This is a genomic window from Afifella pfennigii DSM 17143 (genome assembly GCF_000688515.1).
Lineage (GTDB): Bacteria > Pseudomonadota > Alphaproteobacteria > Rhizobiales > Afifellaceae > Afifella > Afifella pfennigii.
On the sequence record NZ_JHZK01000003.1, the window covers coordinates 131,697 to 146,977 of the forward strand.

The window sequence follows — 15,281 nt, forward strand, 5'->3', positions numbered from 1 at the left end:
AAGATGCGACCTCTGCTGATCCTCGCGTTCTGTGCCCCGACGCTCGCCATGGCCGAGGACGTTACGATCCAGAACCTCGTGCGCGCGGAGTCCGATCACATGTTCCAGCTCAACTTGGACGCCCACGACGTCGGGATAGGCGAGTTCGTTCATTTTCGCGAGACAACCGACCCCGAAAAGCCGCAGCCGGTGATCCGCGCCAACCAGGACACGCTCTACTCCGCGGTCGTGCTCGATCTCTCTGAGCCGGCGACCGTCACGCTGCCGGAGATCGGCGGCCGGTTTCAGTCGATGCTGGTGATCAGCCAGGACCACTACAGCTTCGTGGAAGCGACGCCGGGGACCTACGAGCTGACCGAGGAAGAGGTGGGCACGCGCTTCGCGATGCTCCTGTTCCGCACGTTCCTCGACGTCGCCGATCCCGATGACCTCGCGGCGGCGCACGCCGCGCAGGACGGGATCGAGGTGAGGGGCGGCGGCGAGGGGCCGTTCGAGACGCCGGACTGGGACCTTGAGAGCCTTGCAGAGGCGCGAAAGGCCGTGAGCCATCTGGCGAGCGCGGTTGGCTTCAATGCGGCTCGAGCCTTCGGCCGCAAGGACGAGGTCGATCCCATCGACCACATGGTCGGCGCCATGGCGGGCTGGGCCGGACAGCCTGCCACGGTAGCCAGCGCCGTCATCGATAGCGTCGAGGCGAACGATGGCGAGACCGCGCACGTCGTCACGGTGAAGGACGTGCCCGTGGACGCGTTCTGGTCGGTCACCGTCTACAACGCCGACGGCTATCTGGAGCCCAACGACCTGAAGCGGAACAGCTACAACAACGTCACGGCGAAGCCGAACGCGAATGGCTCCTACACCATCCATTTCGGCGGATGCGACGACGGGCGCATGAACTGCATCCCGATCACCCCGGACTGGAATTACACCGTCCGCCTCTACAAGCCGCGGCCGGAGATTCTCGACGGGACCTGGACGTTTCCGGAGCCGTCGCCCTCCGATTGACGGCGTTGAGCCGCCGGGTACGAGGCGCGCGCTCCTGGAGCGCGCGCGTCACACCTTGATGGAAACGTTCTGCCGCGGGGATTTTGCGGCAAGGCACTTCGGGCCCGGCTCGTGCGCGACCCCGCTATGCTCTCGCCGATCCCCAAGCGCCTTGTTGCCGATGCGAACAGGCGGAACGATTCAATCTCATCGCAGAAGTCTCTAAAGCTCGACCTTCCGGTTTTCCTGCACATGCGGCTCCTCGTCGGCGCGCTTGGCGCGGATGAGATCGAAGCGCCGGATGAGGCGGCTATGGCCCTGCCAATATTCGCCGATGGAGGGCACGACGCGGATGACGGCGGCCTGCGGATCGGAGCGCCCCTCGGGGAACCAGGCTTCCGCCTCGCCCGTCCACAAAGCGGCGATCAGCCTTGGGTCGGTGGTGAGGTAGGCCTGGCCGGAGACGGAGACGAATTCGCGCCGGTCGGGCCGGGCGAAGGCGAGGTTGACCTCCGGATGGGCCGCCAGCTCCTCGGCCTTGTGGGAGGATTTCTTCGTCAACAGATGGAATTCGTGGCTTTCGCGGTTGGCGGTGAAGCCCATCGGCCGGGAGCGCAGCTTGCCGCCGTCGCGCGTGGTCAGCATGCAGGTATCGATATCCTCAATCAGCCGGAAGAGCTCTTCCACCGATGCTTCGCCCATATGTCGGCCTCCCTTCGTCGTCTCGCCTTGCCAACGAGCGCCGCAGGGCCAGCGTTCCCGCAAGGCGGCGCGTCCCGTCGAAAGGAGGGGTCGCGGCCGGTGCCGCCAGCTCAGGTGGAATAGCCGCGGCCGGAGGGCGAGCGGGAAAGGCGCTGGCCGCGCCGCGCCTCCCGGTGCACGGTGTAGAGCGCCGCGCCGATGACGATGGAAGCGCCGATGACGGTCCGCCAGGACGGCAGCTCGGCGAAGATGGCGATGCCGATGAGGCTCGCCCATAACAGGCGCAGATAATCGAGCGAGGCCAGAACCGTCGCCTCGCCGGCCTTGAAGGCCTGGATGTTGCAGGTCTGCGCCAGCACCGAGACGAGGCCGATGGCGATGAGCAGGAGCGCCTCCTGCCAGGTCGGCCAGACCCATTGCCAGACGGCGAGCGGCGCGATCAGGAGGCCGACGAAGACGGTCTGGTAGGCAAGGATGGTGATCGGCCGGTCGCTGCGCGACAAAAGCCGGATGACCACCATGACGAGGCCCGCGGCCGCCGCGCCGAGGACGGCAAGCAGGGCGTAAAGGTCGATGCCGGCGCCGGTGGGGCTGAGCATGACCAGCACGCCGGCAAAGCCGATGAGGGTCGCGGCCCAGCGGCGGATGCCCATCACCTCGCCCAGGATGAGGATGGCGAAGATGGAGATGAAGAAGCTCTTGGCGAAGGCGATGGCGGTCGCGTCGGCAAGCGGCAGATGCACCACCGCGGTAAAGCCGCAGAACAGGGCGACGACGGCGAAGGCGATACGCAAGGCATGCAGGCCCGGCCGCCTCGTCGTCAGCGAATCGGGAAAGCCCTGAACGATAAGGGGCATGGCGGCGAGCAGCATCACCGCCTGACGCACGAGAAGGATCTGGGAGACCGGCAGATGCGTGCCGATGAGCTTGATGAGCGCCATCATGACGGCGAAGAGCACGGTGGCGAGCAGGATCCAGGCGGCGCCGCGCAGATTGCCGGGCAGGGCGCCAAAGCGCATCGCCAAGCCGGCACTCTTTCCGTTCATCCGGCTCGGCCCATGCATTGCGGCTATTGACGCTGTTGCGGGCGATCCGTCAAGCTGGAGCGGTTCTTTCCTTGCAGCACCCTGCCGCTAGGTTGCTGCCTTATCCTTCCCGCAGAACAGGTCTCCGTGTCATGAACGATATGGCTCCGCCGAAATTTGGGTTGGGCGCCAGCCCGCGCCGCGTCGAGGACGACGCGCTCATCCGCGGACAAGGCCGCTACACCGCCGATGTGATGCCGGAAGGGGCGCTGACGGCGTTCATTCTGCGCTCGCCGGTGGCGCATGCCAGGTTCCGCATCGGCGACCTTTCGGCGGCCAGGGCGGCGGCGGGCGTGCATCTGGTGTGGACGGCGGCGGAGGTGGGCGACCTTTCGCCCATGCCCAATCTCGCCGTCGGCCCCACCACGGGCGAGGTGCACAAGGCCGAGGTGCCGGTTCTGTGCTCGGATATCGTGCGCCATGTCGGCGATGCGGTGGCGCTCGTCGTCGCCGATGACATCAACCTGGCGCGCTCGGCCGCCGAGCTCATCGATATCGACTACGAGCCGCTGCCGGCGCTGACGCAGACGGACCGCACGCTGGATGAGGAGGCGCCGCTGGTCTGGCCGGAACATGGCAGCAATCTCGCCTTCACCTACGAGGCGGGCGATGCGGCGGCGACTGAGGCCGCCTTCGCCAAGGCCGAGAAGGTGGCGAAGCTGAGGCTCGTCAACAACCGGCTGGTGTGCAACTACATCGAGCCGCGGGCTGTCTTGGCGGAGTTTCATCCGGAGGAGAAGAGCTGGACGATCACCGTCGGCTCGCAGGGCGTCCACGGCATGCGCCGGGCCATCGCCAAGGTGATGAACATCGATCCCTCGCGCCTCAGGGTGATCACCCCCGATGTCGGCGGCGGCTTCGGCCCGAAAACCTTCGCCTACCGGGAGTATCCGCTGGCGGCGAAGGCTGCGCAGGCACTGGCGCGGCCGGTGCGCTGGGTGTCGGACCGCAACGAGCATTTCCAATCCGACGCGCAGGGAAGAGACAACGTGACGGAGGCCGCCTTCGCCCTCGATAGGAACGGGCGCGTTCTGGCGATGAAGGTGGAGACGCTCGCCAATATGGGCGCCTATCTCTCCCAGTTCGGCCCCTACATTCCCTGGCTCGGCCTTTCCATGACGACCGGGCTTTACGATATCGCCACCGCCCAGGTGACGGTGAAGGGCGTTTACTCCAACACCGTGCCGACGGATGCCTATCGCGGCGCCGGGCGGCCGGAGGCGGCCTATACGATCGAACGGCTGATGGACGAGGCGGCACGGGTCTGCGGTCTTTCGCCGGCGGAGATCCGTCGGCGCAACTTCATCCGCCCCGAACAGCTTCCCTATGAAACCGTCACCGGACGCCTCTACGACACCGGCGATTTCGCCGGCCATATGGAGCGGGCGCTGGAGGTGGCGGAGGCGGAAGGCTTCCAACCGCGGGCAGAGGAGAGCAAGGCGGGCGGCAAGCTGCGCGGCATCGGCCTTGCCACCTATATCGAGGCCTGCGCCTTCGCCGGCTCGGAGGCCGCCAAGGCGCGGCTGGAGGAGGACGGCTCGGTGTCGCTGTTCATCGGCACGCAAGCGAACGGCCAGGGGCACCAGACGGCCTATGCCCAGTTCGTCGCCGGCCCGCTGGGGCTCGATTACGAGAAGGTTCATGTCCGTCAGGGCAATACCGACCATCTGGAAAAGGGCGGCGGCACCGGCGGCTCGCGCTCCATCCCTATCGGCGCGCCCTCCGTGGAGCGCGCCGCGCAGGAACTCGCCGGCAAGCTGAAGGAGCTGGCGGCGGGCGAATTGGAGGCAGCGGCCGGCGATATCGAGCTGGCGGAGGGCAGTGCGCGCATCGTCGGCACGGACCGGGCGATCTCGCTCGCCGATCTGGCCGGAAAGACGCAGGACAAGGAGCGCCTGGAGGCTATCGGCGAGGTCAGCCAGGCGGAAGCCACCTATCCCAACGGCACGCATGTCTGCGAGCTGGAGATCGATCCCGATACCGGCAGCGTCCATATCCTGCGCTACACCATCGTCGACGATTTCGGCGTCACGGTGAACCCGATGCTCCTGGAAGGCCAGGTGCATGGCGGCATCGTGCAGTCGATCGGCCAGGTGCTTCTGGAGCACACCGTCTACGACGAGGACGGCCAGCTGGTGACGGCGAGCTTCAACGACTACGCCATGCCGCGCGCCTGGGATGCCGTTTCCTTCCATTTCGAGACGCGCAACATCCCCTCCACCCACAATGCGCTCGGCATCAAGGGCGCCGGCGAGGCGGGCACGATCGGCGCCACGCCCGCGGTGATGAACGCCGTTATCGACGCGCTGAACCGTGGCTACGGCATCCGCCATCTCGACATGCCGGCGACGCCCTTGCGGGTCTGGGAGGCGATCGAGGCCGCCCGCCGCGGCAGCCAAGCCTGAGGAGCCTTAGAAAGACGCAAGAGGTGAGGCGCGCGGCCCGGCGAGAGGGCAACTCGGCAATCATGTCGGCGGGGCGGCGATGAGCGACGCCACCCGCGCCATCTTCCTGAAGATCGGCTCCACGCTGTTCTTCACGCTGATGCTCGCCTGCGTGAAGCTCGTCGGCGACCGGGCGCCGCCGGGCGAGATCGTCTTCTTCCGCTCCGCCTTCGGCATGGTGCCGCTGCTCGTCATGCTGGCGGTGCAGGGCCGCCTTGCCGACGCGGTGCGCACCAGACGGCCCTTCGGCCATCTCATCCGCGGCCTTGCCGGGCTTGCCGGGATGACGCTGTGGTTCATGTCGGTGGAGCGCCTGCCGCTGCCGGAGGCGATGGCGATCAATTACGGCACGCCGCTGATGATCGTCATCCTGGCGGCGCTGTTCTTGAAGGAGAAGGTGCGCATCTTCCGCTGGAGCGCCGTCTTCATCGGCCTTGCCGGCATCGCCGTCATCCTGTGGCCGCGGCTTGAAGTCTTGGAGCGGGGCTTTGCCGGCGACCGGGAGATGGTCGGCGCCATGTTGGCGCTCGCCTCCACGGTGGCGATGGCGACGGCGGCGGTGCTGGTGCGCCGGCTGACGGGCACCGAATCGACGGCCTCCATCGTCTTCTACTTCTCGCTGACGGCGACGCTCGCCGCCCTGATGACGGCGCCCTTCGGCTGGACGATGCCGTCGACCGGGGACTTCATCCTGCTCGTCTCGGCGGGGCTTCTCGGCGGGCTCGGCCAGATCATGGTGACGGCGGCCTACCGCTTTGCGGAGACCTCCATCATCGCGCCCTTCGACTATGTGTCGATGATCTGGGGCCTGACGCTCGGCTACGTCGTCTTCGGCGACGTGCCCGGCTTCAATGTCTGGGTGGGCAGCGCCATCGTCATCGCCGCCGGCATCTTCATCATCTTCCGCGAGCACCAGCTCGGCCTGGAGCGGGCGCGGATGAAGAGCGTGACGACGCCGCAGGGATAAGCCCCAGCCCGCTAGAACGCCTTAAAGGTGATGATCGTCTTGGTGTCCTGGATGCCGTCGATGCAATGCACCTTCTCCTGGACGAAATGGCCGATATCGGCATCGCGATCGATATAGAACTTGGCCAGAAGATCGTAGTCGCCGGCGGTGGAATAGATCTCCGAGGCGATCTCGGCGTCGGCGAGCTCGGTGGCGACCTGATAGGCCTTGCCGAGCCGGCATTTGATGAGCACGAAAAACGGGATCATGGGCTTCTCCTGTCGGCCCGACAAAAGCCGATGCGGGCCTGGTCGGCAAGGGGAGAGGGCGCCGCGGCGCCTCAATAGCTGCCTTGCGGCAAGAGCGCCTCGCAAGGCCGCTTGCAATCGGCCCGGCTTGCCTCTACGTCTTGGCGTGAAATCTCAGGGGGTGCCGCCGCGATCCGGCAGGCGGCTGAGAGGCAAAAGGCCAACCCCTCGAACCTGATCCGGCTCGCACCGGCGTAGGGATGGGATGGGCCGAGCTTCACCCCTTTTCCGTTCTGTCGCCGCCGCCTGCCGGGCGAGCGCGAGGAACGCATGACGCTTGATATCGACGAGGCCTTCGCCGCCCTTGGCGAATTGCGGGAGAAGCGCCCGCTCGTCCACAACATCACCAACTTCGTCGCCATGACCGTCTCCGCCAACGCGCTTCTGGCGCTGGGCGCCTCGCCGGCCATGGTGCATGCCGAGGAGGAGGCGAGCGATTTTGCCGGCATCGCCGACGCGCTCGTCGTCAATATCGGCACGCTCTCGCCTTCCTGGGTGACGGCGATGGAACGTGCCGCCACGGTGATGCGGGCGGCCGAAAAGCCCTGGGTCCTCGATCCGGTGGCCACCGGCGCGACGCCGTTCCGCACCGAGGCCGCGCGCCAGCTTCTTCGCCTCAGGCCGACGGTCGTGCGCGGCAATGCCAGCGAGATCATCGCGCTGGCGGAAGGGTCGGGCGCGGGCAAGGGCGTCGATTCCACCGCCGGCTCGAAGGCGGCGCTCGCCGCGGCCAAAGCGCTGGCAAAAAAGGAAGATATGGTCGTCGCCGTCACCGGCGAGACCGATTACGCCACCGACGGCAGGAGGGTCTTTGCCGTTCGTGGCGGGCACGAGATGATGCCGGCCTCCACCGGGCTCGGCTGCGCCCTGTCGGCGACGATCGCCGCTTTCGCCACCGTGCGCCCGCCGCTTCACGCGGCCGTTGCGGGCCTTGCCATCTACGGCGCCGCCGGCTCGGTTGCCGGCGAGCGCTGCCCGCGCGGGCCGGGCCATCTGCCGGCGGAGCTGTGCGACGCCTTGTGGAACATGAATGCGAGCGCGCTCGCCGCGCATGCCGATATCCGCGAGGAGAGCGCATGAGGCGCGCCTTCGACCTGTCGCTCTATCTCGTCACCGATCCGAGGCTTGCCGGGGAACGCGACTTCTTCCAGACGGTGGAGGCGGCCGTCGCCGGCGGGGTGAGCCTGGTGCAGCTGCGCGACCCGGATGCCGGCACGCGCGATCTCGTCGCCATCGCCCGGCGCCTTGTGGAGCTTCTGGCGCCTCGGGGCGTGCCGCTCATCGTCAACGACCGCACCGACGTGGCGCTCGCCGCGGAGGCGGCCGGCGTGCATCTGGGCCAGAGCGACATGGACGGGCAGGATGCGCGCCGGCTGATCGGGCCGGAAAAAATCCTCGGCATCTCCGTCGGCAGCGCCGCGGAGCATCGCGCCTCGCAGCTGGCCCTCGGGCAAGCCGACTACATCGGCGTCGGGCCGGTCTATCAGACGGGCACCAAGGCCGATGCCGGCGCGGCCATCGGCACGGCGGGGCTTTCGGCGCTCGTCAGCGCCATCGACCTTCCCGCCGTCGCCATCGGCGGCATTGCCGCCGGCAAGGCGGCGCCCTGCATCGCCGCCGGGGCGGAGGGCGTCGCCGTCGTCTCGGCGATCATGGCGGCACCGGACCCGCAAGCGGCGGCGCGGACCCTCAGCGCCGAGATCATCAAGGCAAAGGAAGCAAAATGACCGCGATCGCCCTCACGATCGCCGGCACCGACCCCAGCGGGGGCGCCGGAATCCAGGCGGATTTGAAGACCTTCTCCGCCCTCGGCGTCTACGGCGCCAGCGTCATCACCGCGCTGGTGGCGCAGAACACGCAAGGCGTCACCGCCATCCACGACGTGCCGGCCGATTTCGTCGCCGCGCAGATCGATTCCGTCTTCTGCGACCTTGCCGTCAACGCCACCAAGATCGGCATGCTGTCGCGCCCGGAAGTGATCGAGACGGTCGCCGAGGGGCTGAAGCGCTGGCAGGCGGCGCCGGTGGTGCTCGACCCGGTGATGGTGGCCGCCTCCGGCGATCCCCTGATCGCGGAGGAGGCGGTTGCGACGCTGCGCGATGTGCTCTTTCCGCTCGCCGCCGTCATCACGCCGAACCTGATGGAGGCGGCGCGGCTGCTTGGCGAGGCGCCGGCGGCCGACGGCGAGGCGATGCTGCGCCAGGCCGAGGCGCTGATGCGCCTGGGGCCGGGCGCGGTGCTCCTGAAGGGCGGGCACGGCACGGGCGAGGAGGCGGCGGACCTTCTCCTGACGGCGGAGGGGCCGGACTGGCGCTCCGCGCCGCGCATCGCTACCCGGAACACCCACGGCACCGGCTGCACGCTTTCCTCCGCCATCGCCTCCGGGCTCGCCAAGGGCCTGCCGCTCGCCGCCGCCTTCGCCGAGGCGAAGGCCTACATCCAAAACGCCATCGCGGCGGCCGACCGCCTCGCCATCGGCCAGGGCCACGGCCCGGTGCACCACTTCTTCGCACAATGGGAGGACCGATCATGAGCCATCCGACACGGCGCAGCCTTCTTGCCGGAGGCGCGCTCGCCGTCGGCGCCGGGGCGCTGGCACGCCCGGCTCTGGCGCAGGAGCGCATCGAATGGACGATGGTGACGTCCTGGCCGAAGAACCTGCCGGGGCCGGGCATGACCGCCGAGCGCATCGCCACCGGCATCGAGGCGGCGTCCGGCGGGCGCATGCGCATCAAGGTGCGGGCGGCGGGCGAGCTGGTGCCGGCACTCGCCGTCTTCGACGCCGTGGCCGAGGGCACGGCGGAGATGGCGCATACCGCCTCGCTGTTCTGGGCCGGCAAGGCGGCGGTCGCGCCGATCTACACCGCCGCGCCCTTCGGGCTGACGCCGCTGGAGCACATCACCTGGGTCGACCATGGCGGCGGGCAGGCGCTCTGGGACCGGCTCTACCAGCCCTTCGGCGTCAAGCCCTTCATGGCCGGCAATACCGGCTTCCAGATGGGCGGCTGGTATACCAGGGAGATCAATACGCTCGACGATTTTCGCGGCCTGAAGATCCGCATGCCGGGCCTCGGTGGCGAGGTGGCGCGCCGGCTCGGCGCGACACCCGTGTCGCTGCCGCCGCCGGAGATCGTGCCGGCCCTGCAAGCGGGCACCATCGACGCGGCGGAGTTCCTCGGACCCTGGTCCGACCTCGCCATGGGCTTCTGGCAGGTGGCCGAGCATTATTACTGGCCGGGCTTCCACGAGCCGAACGGCACCGGCGAGGGGCTTGTCTCGCTCGCCGCCTGGGAAGGGCTGCCGGAGGATCTGAAGGCCGTGGTCGCCCATGTCCTGGCGGTGGAGAACATCCGCGGCCTCGGCGAGGCGGAATGGGAGAATGGCCGTGCCTTGCGCCAGCTGACGGAGGAAAAGGGCGTCACGCTGCACGCTTACCCCGAGGACCTCATGGAAGCGGCCAAGACGGCCTCCGAGGAGGTTTTCGACATGCTGGCGGAGGAAGGCGGGGTCTCCGCTGAGATCATCGAGAGCTACCGGGCCGCCCGCGCCAGGCTGACGCCCTGGTCGAAGGTCTCGCAGGCGGCGCTTCTTTCGGCGCGCGGCTGAGGCCGCGCGCCGCGTCACACCTCTCCCCGCGCTAGCGCGTGGAGGGGCAGGGCGCGCCACAGGGGGCGCAGGCGGTGGAGGTGCCGCCCGTGCTCGCCTGCAGCGGCGGCGACATCAGGTGGTCGGCAAGCACCAGGAGGAGGCCGGCGGCGACGGCGGCCAGGAGCAGAATGCGCATGAGCCCGCCCCTCTAATTGCCGAGGCCGAAGAGGGGCCGCAGCCGGATGCCGACGAGCGTGCCGGCGAAGGCGGAGGCGAACCACAGCCAGCCGTGCAGCGAGCCCGAAGCGATGCCGCCGAGGAAGGCGCCGATGTTGCAACCGAAGCCGAGCCGGGCGCCGTATCCCATGAGCAGCCCGCCGATGACGGCGCCAAGGGCGGAGCGCATGCCGGGAAAGGGCGCCTTGGCGAAGCTGCCGGCGAGGGCGGCGGCGGCCATCGCGCCCAGCACCAGGCCGATATTCATCACCGAGGTGACGTCGGCGAGCAGCGAGGTCGATAGCGCCTCGGCCCCCTTCGGCCATTGCCAGAACTCATAGGCCGACATGTCAAGGCCGAGCGCCTGTGCCGCCTTGGCGCCCCAGAGCGCGAAGCCGTAGGTGATCGTCCAGGGATGGCCGGCGATCAGCAGCGTCAGAAGGTTGAGGACAACGAGCGCGGCGCCGGCCCATAGAAGCGGCCAGGGGCCGCGCCAGAAGCGGCCGGCGGCGGAAACGGGCGCGGCAAATCCCGCCTTGCGCTCCGCCGTCAGCGTCCAGGCGCCGACCGCTGCCAGGCCGGCGAGAATGAGGGCGAGCGCGCCCGGCACGCTCAGCCATTCGGCGAGGTTGACCGGGTCGAAGCCGGGTCGGTCCAGCCACCAGGGTAGGTGCACGGAGCCGACGACGGAGCCGACGATGAAGGCGGCGAGCGTGATCAGCATGCGCCCGGAGCCGCCGCCGAGGGTGAAGAGCGTGCCGGAGCCGCAGCCATTGCCGAGCTGCATGCCGAGGCCGAAGAGGAAGGCGCCGACGATGAGCGAGGTGCCGACCGGAGCGATGGCACCCTGTACGGCAAGACCCGGAACCAGCCCGTTGATCAAGGGCACGAAGAGGAGGGCGGTGGCGCCGATGACCCAGAGCTGGGCCCTGAGACCGCGCCCGTCGCGGCGGGTTACGACGTTGCGCCAGCCGGCGGTGAAGCCGAAGGCGCCGTGCAGGAGCGCGACGCCGAGCCCGGCGCCGATAAGGAAGAGGCTCGCCATTTTCGGCGAGACTTCGTAGCCGATGAGCAGCGTGAGAAGGGTAAGGGCGGCGAGCGAGAAGAAAAGCGCCGTGCGGTCGACCGCCTCGGCTATGCCGGTGGTCGCGCCGAGCCGGGCGCCGCTGAGGGGTTCACTCGATACGGACATTTTGGCCGGATGGCTCCAGTTTCTGTTTGTTCGTGCTGCGGCGGGCGGCCGAGGATTGGCCGCCCCGCCAGGCCTTGCTTAGGATTGGCCGTTCCACCAGGACTTGATGTCGTCCCAGCGGCTGCGGTCGCTGTCGACGGGATTGTCCGGGTTCTCCGTCCAGCCGACCATGGAATCGTCGAAGAGGCGGACGTTCTCGTAGCCCAGCACCTCCGAAAGGACGAACCAGTTCATGGAGGCCCAGTGGCCGGTGTTGCAGTAGCTGACGATCTCGGCATCCGCCTTGGCCGCTTCGGGCGGCACGAGCGACATCGCCGCGTCCTTGGCGACGACGCGCCCGGTCTCAGCGTCGAAGAAGACCGACTGGTCGAGATTGACGGCGCCCGGCAGGCGGCCGTAGCGCTGGGCGGCCGGGTGCTTCTCCTTGCCGGCGAACTGGCTCAGCGGGCGGCCGTCGAGCATCACCGTGGAGCTCTCGCCAAGGCGCTGGCGCACCTCGTCGCTGGAGACGAGAAGCTGCGGGCGCAGCTGCGCCTTGAAGGCGACCGGCGTCGCTTCTGCGGCCTCGTTCTCAAGCGGCGCGGAGGCGTCGGCCGTCCAGGCGCGATAGCCGCCGTTGAGGATGGCCACGTCATCGATGCCGAGAAGCTTCAGCGTCCAGTAGATGCGGGTGGCGCCGCCGAACTCGCTGGAACTGGCGGCGGCCGGCACGATGACAATCGTCTCCTCGCCGGAGATGCCGAGGCCGCCGATATGCGCCTCAAGGGCGGGGAGCGGCGGAAGCTGGCCGGGGATGCCGTCGCGCTCGGTGCGCCAGCCGCCAGGATAGGGGGCGGAGAGCGCGCCCGGGATATGGCCTTCCAGATAAGGATCGTTCTCGCCATTGGCGCTGCGGGTGTCGAGGACGACGACGTCCTCGCGGCCGAGATTGGCCTTCAGCCAGTCGGCCTCCACCAGCGGGCCAGAGAGAGGGCCTGTGGTCGCCGCAGCGGCATGGCCGATGAGGACGGCCAGGGTGAGGGCCGCCGCGAGCAAGAGCTGGACGGGGGAAAGGCGGTCGATAAAGCGCCGATAGGTCAAGAGGGCCTCCCTGCGAGGCGGCGCGGGACGCCGCGCCGCCGATCGGTTCGGATCAGGATTGGAACTGGGCCCACTATAGGCGGGCAAGGCAGGCGGCCAAAAGGACTGCCATGCCGCCGCAGCGCGGATCGGCGCAAGGCCATGCCCCGCAGCGGGGCGAAGGCGGAATGGATTTGTGGGGAAAGGGGAGCGGGGGCCGGATCGGGTCCGGCTCTCCCGCTCAAAGAAAGACGCCTCGGCGGATGAAGGTCACGCGGTGGCGGCGACGACCTTCTGACGCTGCTCGCCGAGCTTGTCGATGCCGAGGCGAATCTCGTCGCCGGGCTTCAGATAGACTTGCGGGCGCATGCCCATGCCGACGCCCGGAGGCGTGCCGGTGGTGACGATATCGCCCGGTTCCAGCACCATCAGCTGCGAGATATAGGAGATGAGCTCGGCGACCGGGAAGATCATCGTGGAGGTGGAGCCGGTCTGCATGCGCTTGCCGTTGACATCGAGCCAAAGGCCGAGCGACTGCGGGTCGCCCACCTCCTCGGAGGTGACCAGGACCGGACCGAGCGGGCTGAAATGCGGCGCGCTCTTGCCCTTGATCCACTGGCCGGTGCCCTCCAGCTGCCAGGCGCGCTCGGAAACGTCGTTGCACACCATGTAGCCGAAGACGTGATGAAGCGCCTCCGCCTCGTCGACGCGGAAGGCGCGGCGACCGATGAGGAAGGCCAGCTCCACCTCCCAGTCGGTCTTTTGCGAACCGACGGGGATGATGACGTCGTCGTCAGGTCCGCAGACCGAGCTCGGCGCCTTGGAGAAGAGGACCGGCTCGACGGGGGGCTCCACGCCAGCCTCGCGCGCATGGTCTGCATAATTGAGGCCGACGGCGATGAAGTGACCCGGCCGCGCGATCGGCGGGCCGAAACGGCCAGGATTGTCGATGACCGGCAGGCTTGAGGGGTCGAGGCGCGCCAGACGCTCGCGCAGCTCCAAAGTCATCAGATGCGGGAAGAAATCCTCCACCTCGCCGGAAAGGTCGCGAACCTTGCCTTCGGCATCGATCAATGCCGGCTTCTCGTTTCCTTCTTCGCCAACACGCGAAAGCTTCATCACATTCACCTTCTGAACCTATGTGGGCTGCTGCCTAGCCCCCGCATGGGGCGCCGTCAAACGGTCCGCCGAGAGGTTGATGAAGTTAACTATTCGTTAAGTAACGTTACGGATGCCCTAACGGAATTTGTGGCGCTTTTGTCACAAACACGATCCGAATGTGGCTGCACCAGGGCTTCGCCAAGTCGAAATATTGCCAGGTAAGCAATGTGCGGGCTTAAATTCGCGAAATGTTTTGTGTAGCTGATCTGAGTCCGTGAGGGAGGAACATGACGAGATTCGCCAAGACGCTCACCCATTCCGTGGCGGCCGGCGCGCTGCTGGCGGCTATCGGCGCGACCGCCGCTGAGGCGGGCGGGTTCGCCCTGCGCGAGCAGAGCGCCTATGGGCAGGGCATGTCCTTCGCCGGCGTCGCGGCAGGCGGCAGCCTTTCCTCCATGTTCTGGAACCCGGCGACGCTGAGCGCCGTCATGGGCTTTGAGGCGGAAGCCGGCATCAGCTATATCGCGCCCTATTCCGACGTCGACGTGACGCGGCCGGCGGTCTTCGCCCAGTCCCAGGGCGATATCGGCCTCAACGCCTTCGTGCCGAACTCCTATGCCGCCTATCGCATCAACGACCAGGTGGTTGTCGGTCTCGGCATCAATGCGCCCTTCGGTCTTTCCACCAAATACAACGGCACCTCGGTGGTGCGCGGGGCGGGCGTTGCGGGCACGACGGAAGTCTTCACGCTGAGCGGCAATCCCGTCATCGCCTACCAGTTCAACGATTACGTCACCCTGGCGGTCGGCGCGATCGTGCAATACGCCAAGGTTCGCCTGACCGGCCAGGCGCTGCCCGGCCTCGGCATCTCGGCCTTCGACGATGGCGACGACATCGGCTTCGGCGTCACCGCCGGCATCCAGATCCGGCCGATGGAAGGCACGGAAATCGGTCTTGGCTACCGCTCGCGCATCGACCACGATCTGGAGGGCCCGCTGCGCACGGGCGTGGCCGGCACGTTCCAGGTCGATTCCAGCGGCTTCGATCTGCCCGACACGGTGACGCTCGGCGTGCGCCAGCGCATCACCGACGCCTTCCGTATCGCCTTCGGCGCCGAATGGGCGAATTGGAGCCGTTTTGAGACGGTGACGCTGACGGGCGCGCCGGCGCCGGTGCCGCTCGGCTTCCACTACAACGATTCCTGGTTCTTCTCGCTCGGCGGCGAGTACGACTTCAACGAGGCCGTGACGGTGCGCGCCGGCATCGCGCGCGAGCTGTCGCCGCTCGACAACGGCAATCGCACCTTCCGTCTGCCGGACAACGACCGCTGGTGGTTCTCCGCCGGCGCCAGCTATCAGGCGAGCGAGCGCTTCTCCGTCGATCTGGGCTATTCCTACATCCGGGCCGACGACACCGATATCGTCCCGGCGGCGCCGTTCGGCACCGGGCCGACGGCGAACGGCCCGTTCGGCGGCACCTCGGATGCGCATGTGCACGTCATCTCGGCGGCTGTGAAGATGAAGTTCGGCGGACCGCGCTACGAAGAACCGCTCGTCGTCAAATACTGAGCGTTTCTCAGCATTCTACCGGCCGGGTCGGGCTGGGGGTGCGAAGGGGCCGGGGGTTTGTCCCCGGCCTCTTTCTTTTTGCGGCGCG

Annotated in this window: 15 protein-coding genes and 1 riboswitch; of the genes, 8 read left to right on the top strand and 7 right to left on the bottom strand. The window is 68.0% G+C overall.

Going from position 1 to position 15,281, the window contains the following annotated elements:
* The first annotated feature begins 3 nt into the window (after positions 1–3).
* Entirely contained in the window at positions 4–1,005 is a 1,002-nt protein-coding gene (locus Q331_RS0103970) for a DUF1214 domain-containing protein (protein ID WP_026379606.1), read from the top strand.
* A gap of 201 nt (positions 1,006–1,206) precedes the next feature.
* Here Q331_RS0103970 and Q331_RS0103975 read toward each other — a convergent pair whose 3' ends face one another.
* Both Q331_RS0103975 and Q331_RS19885 read right to left on the bottom strand, forming a co-directional pair.
* Positions 1,207–1,686, bottom strand: coding sequence for a pyridoxamine 5'-phosphate oxidase family protein (locus Q331_RS0103975; protein ID WP_026379607.1), 480 nt, complete (start codon positions 1,684–1,686; stop codon positions 1,207–1,209).
* A gap of 110 nt (positions 1,687–1,796) precedes the next feature.
* The gene (locus tag Q331_RS19885; protein WP_051630520.1) at positions 1,797–2,705 is read right to left on the bottom strand and encodes a DMT family transporter; all 909 of its coding nucleotides are present in this window, start codon (positions 2,703–2,705) and stop codon (positions 1,797–1,799) included.
* A 158-nt stretch (positions 2,706–2,863) separates the two neighbouring features.
* On the opposite strand from Q331_RS19885, the gene Q331_RS0103985 reads away from it, so the two are divergent.
* Complete coding sequence (locus Q331_RS0103985; RefSeq protein ID WP_034490945.1) at positions 2,864–5,176, top strand: xanthine dehydrogenase family protein molybdopterin-binding subunit; 2,313 nt, start codon at positions 2,864–2,866, stop codon at positions 5,174–5,176.
* A gap of 79 nt (positions 5,177–5,255) precedes the next feature.
* A complete protein-coding gene (locus tag Q331_RS0103990; protein ID WP_026379609.1) occupies positions 5,256–6,182 on the top strand; it encodes a DMT family transporter in 927 nt (308 codons plus the stop codon).
* 11 nt (positions 6,183–6,193) lie between these two features.
* Here Q331_RS0103990 and Q331_RS0103995 read toward each other — a convergent pair whose 3' ends face one another.
* Positions 6,194–6,430, bottom strand: coding sequence for an Lrp/AsnC ligand binding domain-containing protein (locus Q331_RS0103995; RefSeq protein ID WP_026379610.1), 237 nt, complete (start codon positions 6,428–6,430; stop codon positions 6,194–6,196).
* Between the two features lie 146 nt (positions 6,431–6,576).
* A riboswitch (TPP riboswitch) is annotated at positions 6,577–6,687 on the top strand.
* 52 nt (positions 6,688–6,739) lie between these two features.
* Here Q331_RS0103995 and thiM point away from each other — a divergent pair.
* The 4 genes from thiM to Q331_RS0104015 are packed head-to-tail and all read left to right on the top strand — an operon-like array spanning position 6,740 to position 10,075.
* Entirely contained in the window at positions 6,740–7,549 is an 810-nt protein-coding gene (gene thiM / locus Q331_RS0104000; protein ID WP_026379611.1) for a hydroxyethylthiazole kinase, read from the top strand.
* Positions 7,546–8,196 carry a thiamine phosphate synthase gene (gene thiE, locus Q331_RS0104005; RefSeq protein ID WP_026379612.1) on the top strand — a complete coding sequence of 217 codons (651 nt, stop codon included), beginning with the start codon at positions 7,546–7,548 and terminating at the stop codon, positions 8,194–8,196. The genes thiM and thiE overlap by 4 nt, the downstream gene beginning before the upstream one ends.
* Complete coding sequence (gene thiD, locus Q331_RS0104010; RefSeq protein ID WP_026379613.1) at positions 8,193–9,002, top strand: bifunctional hydroxymethylpyrimidine kinase/phosphomethylpyrimidine kinase; 810 nt, start codon at positions 8,193–8,195, stop codon at positions 9,000–9,002. The genes thiE and thiD overlap by 4 nt, the downstream gene beginning before the upstream one ends.
* A complete protein-coding gene (locus Q331_RS0104015) occupies positions 8,999–10,075 on the top strand; it encodes a TRAP transporter substrate-binding protein (protein WP_156953254.1) in 1,077 nt (358 codons plus the stop codon). Before thiD ends, Q331_RS0104015 begins: the two co-directional genes overlap by 4 nt.
* Positions 10,076–10,106: 31 nt before the next feature.
* Here Q331_RS0104015 and Q331_RS23885 read toward each other — a convergent pair whose 3' ends face one another.
* From Q331_RS23885 to Q331_RS0104035, 4 genes are all read right to left on the bottom strand, one after another.
* Positions 10,107–10,253, bottom strand: coding sequence for a hypothetical protein (locus tag Q331_RS23885; protein WP_169738465.1), 147 nt, complete (start codon positions 10,251–10,253; stop codon positions 10,107–10,109).
* A gap of 12 nt (positions 10,254–10,265) precedes the next feature.
* Positions 10,266–11,465 carry a YeeE/YedE family protein gene (locus tag Q331_RS0104025; RefSeq protein WP_034490947.1) on the bottom strand — a complete coding sequence of 400 codons (1,200 nt, stop codon included), beginning with the start codon at positions 11,463–11,465 and terminating at the stop codon, positions 10,266–10,268.
* Between the two features lie 78 nt (positions 11,466–11,543).
* Positions 11,544–12,545, bottom strand: coding sequence for a sulfurtransferase (locus tag Q331_RS0104030; protein ID WP_210164903.1), 1,002 nt, complete (start codon positions 12,543–12,545; stop codon positions 11,544–11,546).
* 249 nt (positions 12,546–12,794) lie between these two features.
* Complete coding sequence (locus Q331_RS0104035; protein WP_026379617.1) at positions 12,795–13,643, bottom strand: fumarylacetoacetate hydrolase family protein; 849 nt, start codon at positions 13,641–13,643, stop codon at positions 12,795–12,797.
* A gap of 269 nt (positions 13,644–13,912) precedes the next feature.
* Here Q331_RS0104035 and Q331_RS19890 point away from each other — a divergent pair, with 269 nt between their 5' ends.
* Positions 13,913–15,193 (top strand): OmpP1/FadL family transporter, encoded by a 1,281-nt coding sequence (locus Q331_RS19890; protein WP_034490950.1) that lies wholly within the window; start codon positions 13,913–13,915, stop codon positions 15,191–15,193.
* Positions 15,194–15,281 lie beyond the last annotated feature (88 nt).

What these genes read in the sequence shown, in the direction of transcription:
- Q331_RS0103970 (WP_026379606.1), top strand. Translation starts at nt 4, where the DNA reads ATGCGACCTCTGCTGATCCTCGCGTTCTGTGCCCCGACGCTCGCCATG.
- Q331_RS0103975 (WP_026379607.1), bottom strand. Translation starts at nt 1,686, where the DNA reads ATGGGCGAAGCATCGGTGGAAGAGCTCTTCCGGCTGATTGAGGATATC.
- Q331_RS19885 (WP_051630520.1), bottom strand. Translation starts at nt 2,705, where the DNA reads ATGCGCTTTGGCGCCCTGCCCGGCAATCTGCGCGGCGCCGCCTGGATC.
- Q331_RS0103985 (WP_034490945.1), top strand. Translation starts at nt 2,864, where the DNA reads ATGAACGATATGGCTCCGCCGAAATTTGGGTTGGGCGCCAGCCCGCGC.
- Q331_RS0103990 (WP_026379609.1), top strand. Translation starts at nt 5,256, where the DNA reads ATGAGCGACGCCACCCGCGCCATCTTCCTGAAGATCGGCTCCACGCTG.
- Q331_RS0103995 (WP_026379610.1), bottom strand. Translation starts at nt 6,430, where the DNA reads ATGATCCCGTTTTTCGTGCTCATCAAATGCCGGCTCGGCAAGGCCTAT.
- thiM (WP_026379611.1), top strand. Translation starts at nt 6,740, where the DNA reads ATGACGCTTGATATCGACGAGGCCTTCGCCGCCCTTGGCGAATTGCGG.
- thiE (WP_026379612.1), top strand. Translation starts at nt 7,546, where the DNA reads ATGAGGCGCGCCTTCGACCTGTCGCTCTATCTCGTCACCGATCCGAGG.
- thiD (WP_026379613.1), top strand. Translation starts at nt 8,193, where the DNA reads ATGACCGCGATCGCCCTCACGATCGCCGGCACCGACCCCAGCGGGGGC.
- Q331_RS0104015 (WP_156953254.1), top strand. Translation starts at nt 8,999, where the DNA reads ATGAGCCATCCGACACGGCGCAGCCTTCTTGCCGGAGGCGCGCTCGCC.
- Q331_RS23885 (WP_169738465.1), bottom strand. Translation starts at nt 10,253, where the DNA reads ATGCGCATTCTGCTCCTGGCCGCCGTCGCCGCCGGCCTCCTCCTGGTG.
- Q331_RS0104025 (WP_034490947.1), bottom strand. Translation starts at nt 11,465, where the DNA reads ATGTCCGTATCGAGTGAACCCCTCAGCGGCGCCCGGCTCGGCGCGACC.
- Q331_RS0104035 (WP_026379617.1), bottom strand. Translation starts at nt 13,643, where the DNA reads ATGAAGCTTTCGCGTGTTGGCGAAGAAGGAAACGAGAAGCCGGCATTG.
- Q331_RS19890 (WP_034490950.1), top strand. Translation starts at nt 13,913, where the DNA reads ATGACGAGATTCGCCAAGACGCTCACCCATTCCGTGGCGGCCGGCGCG.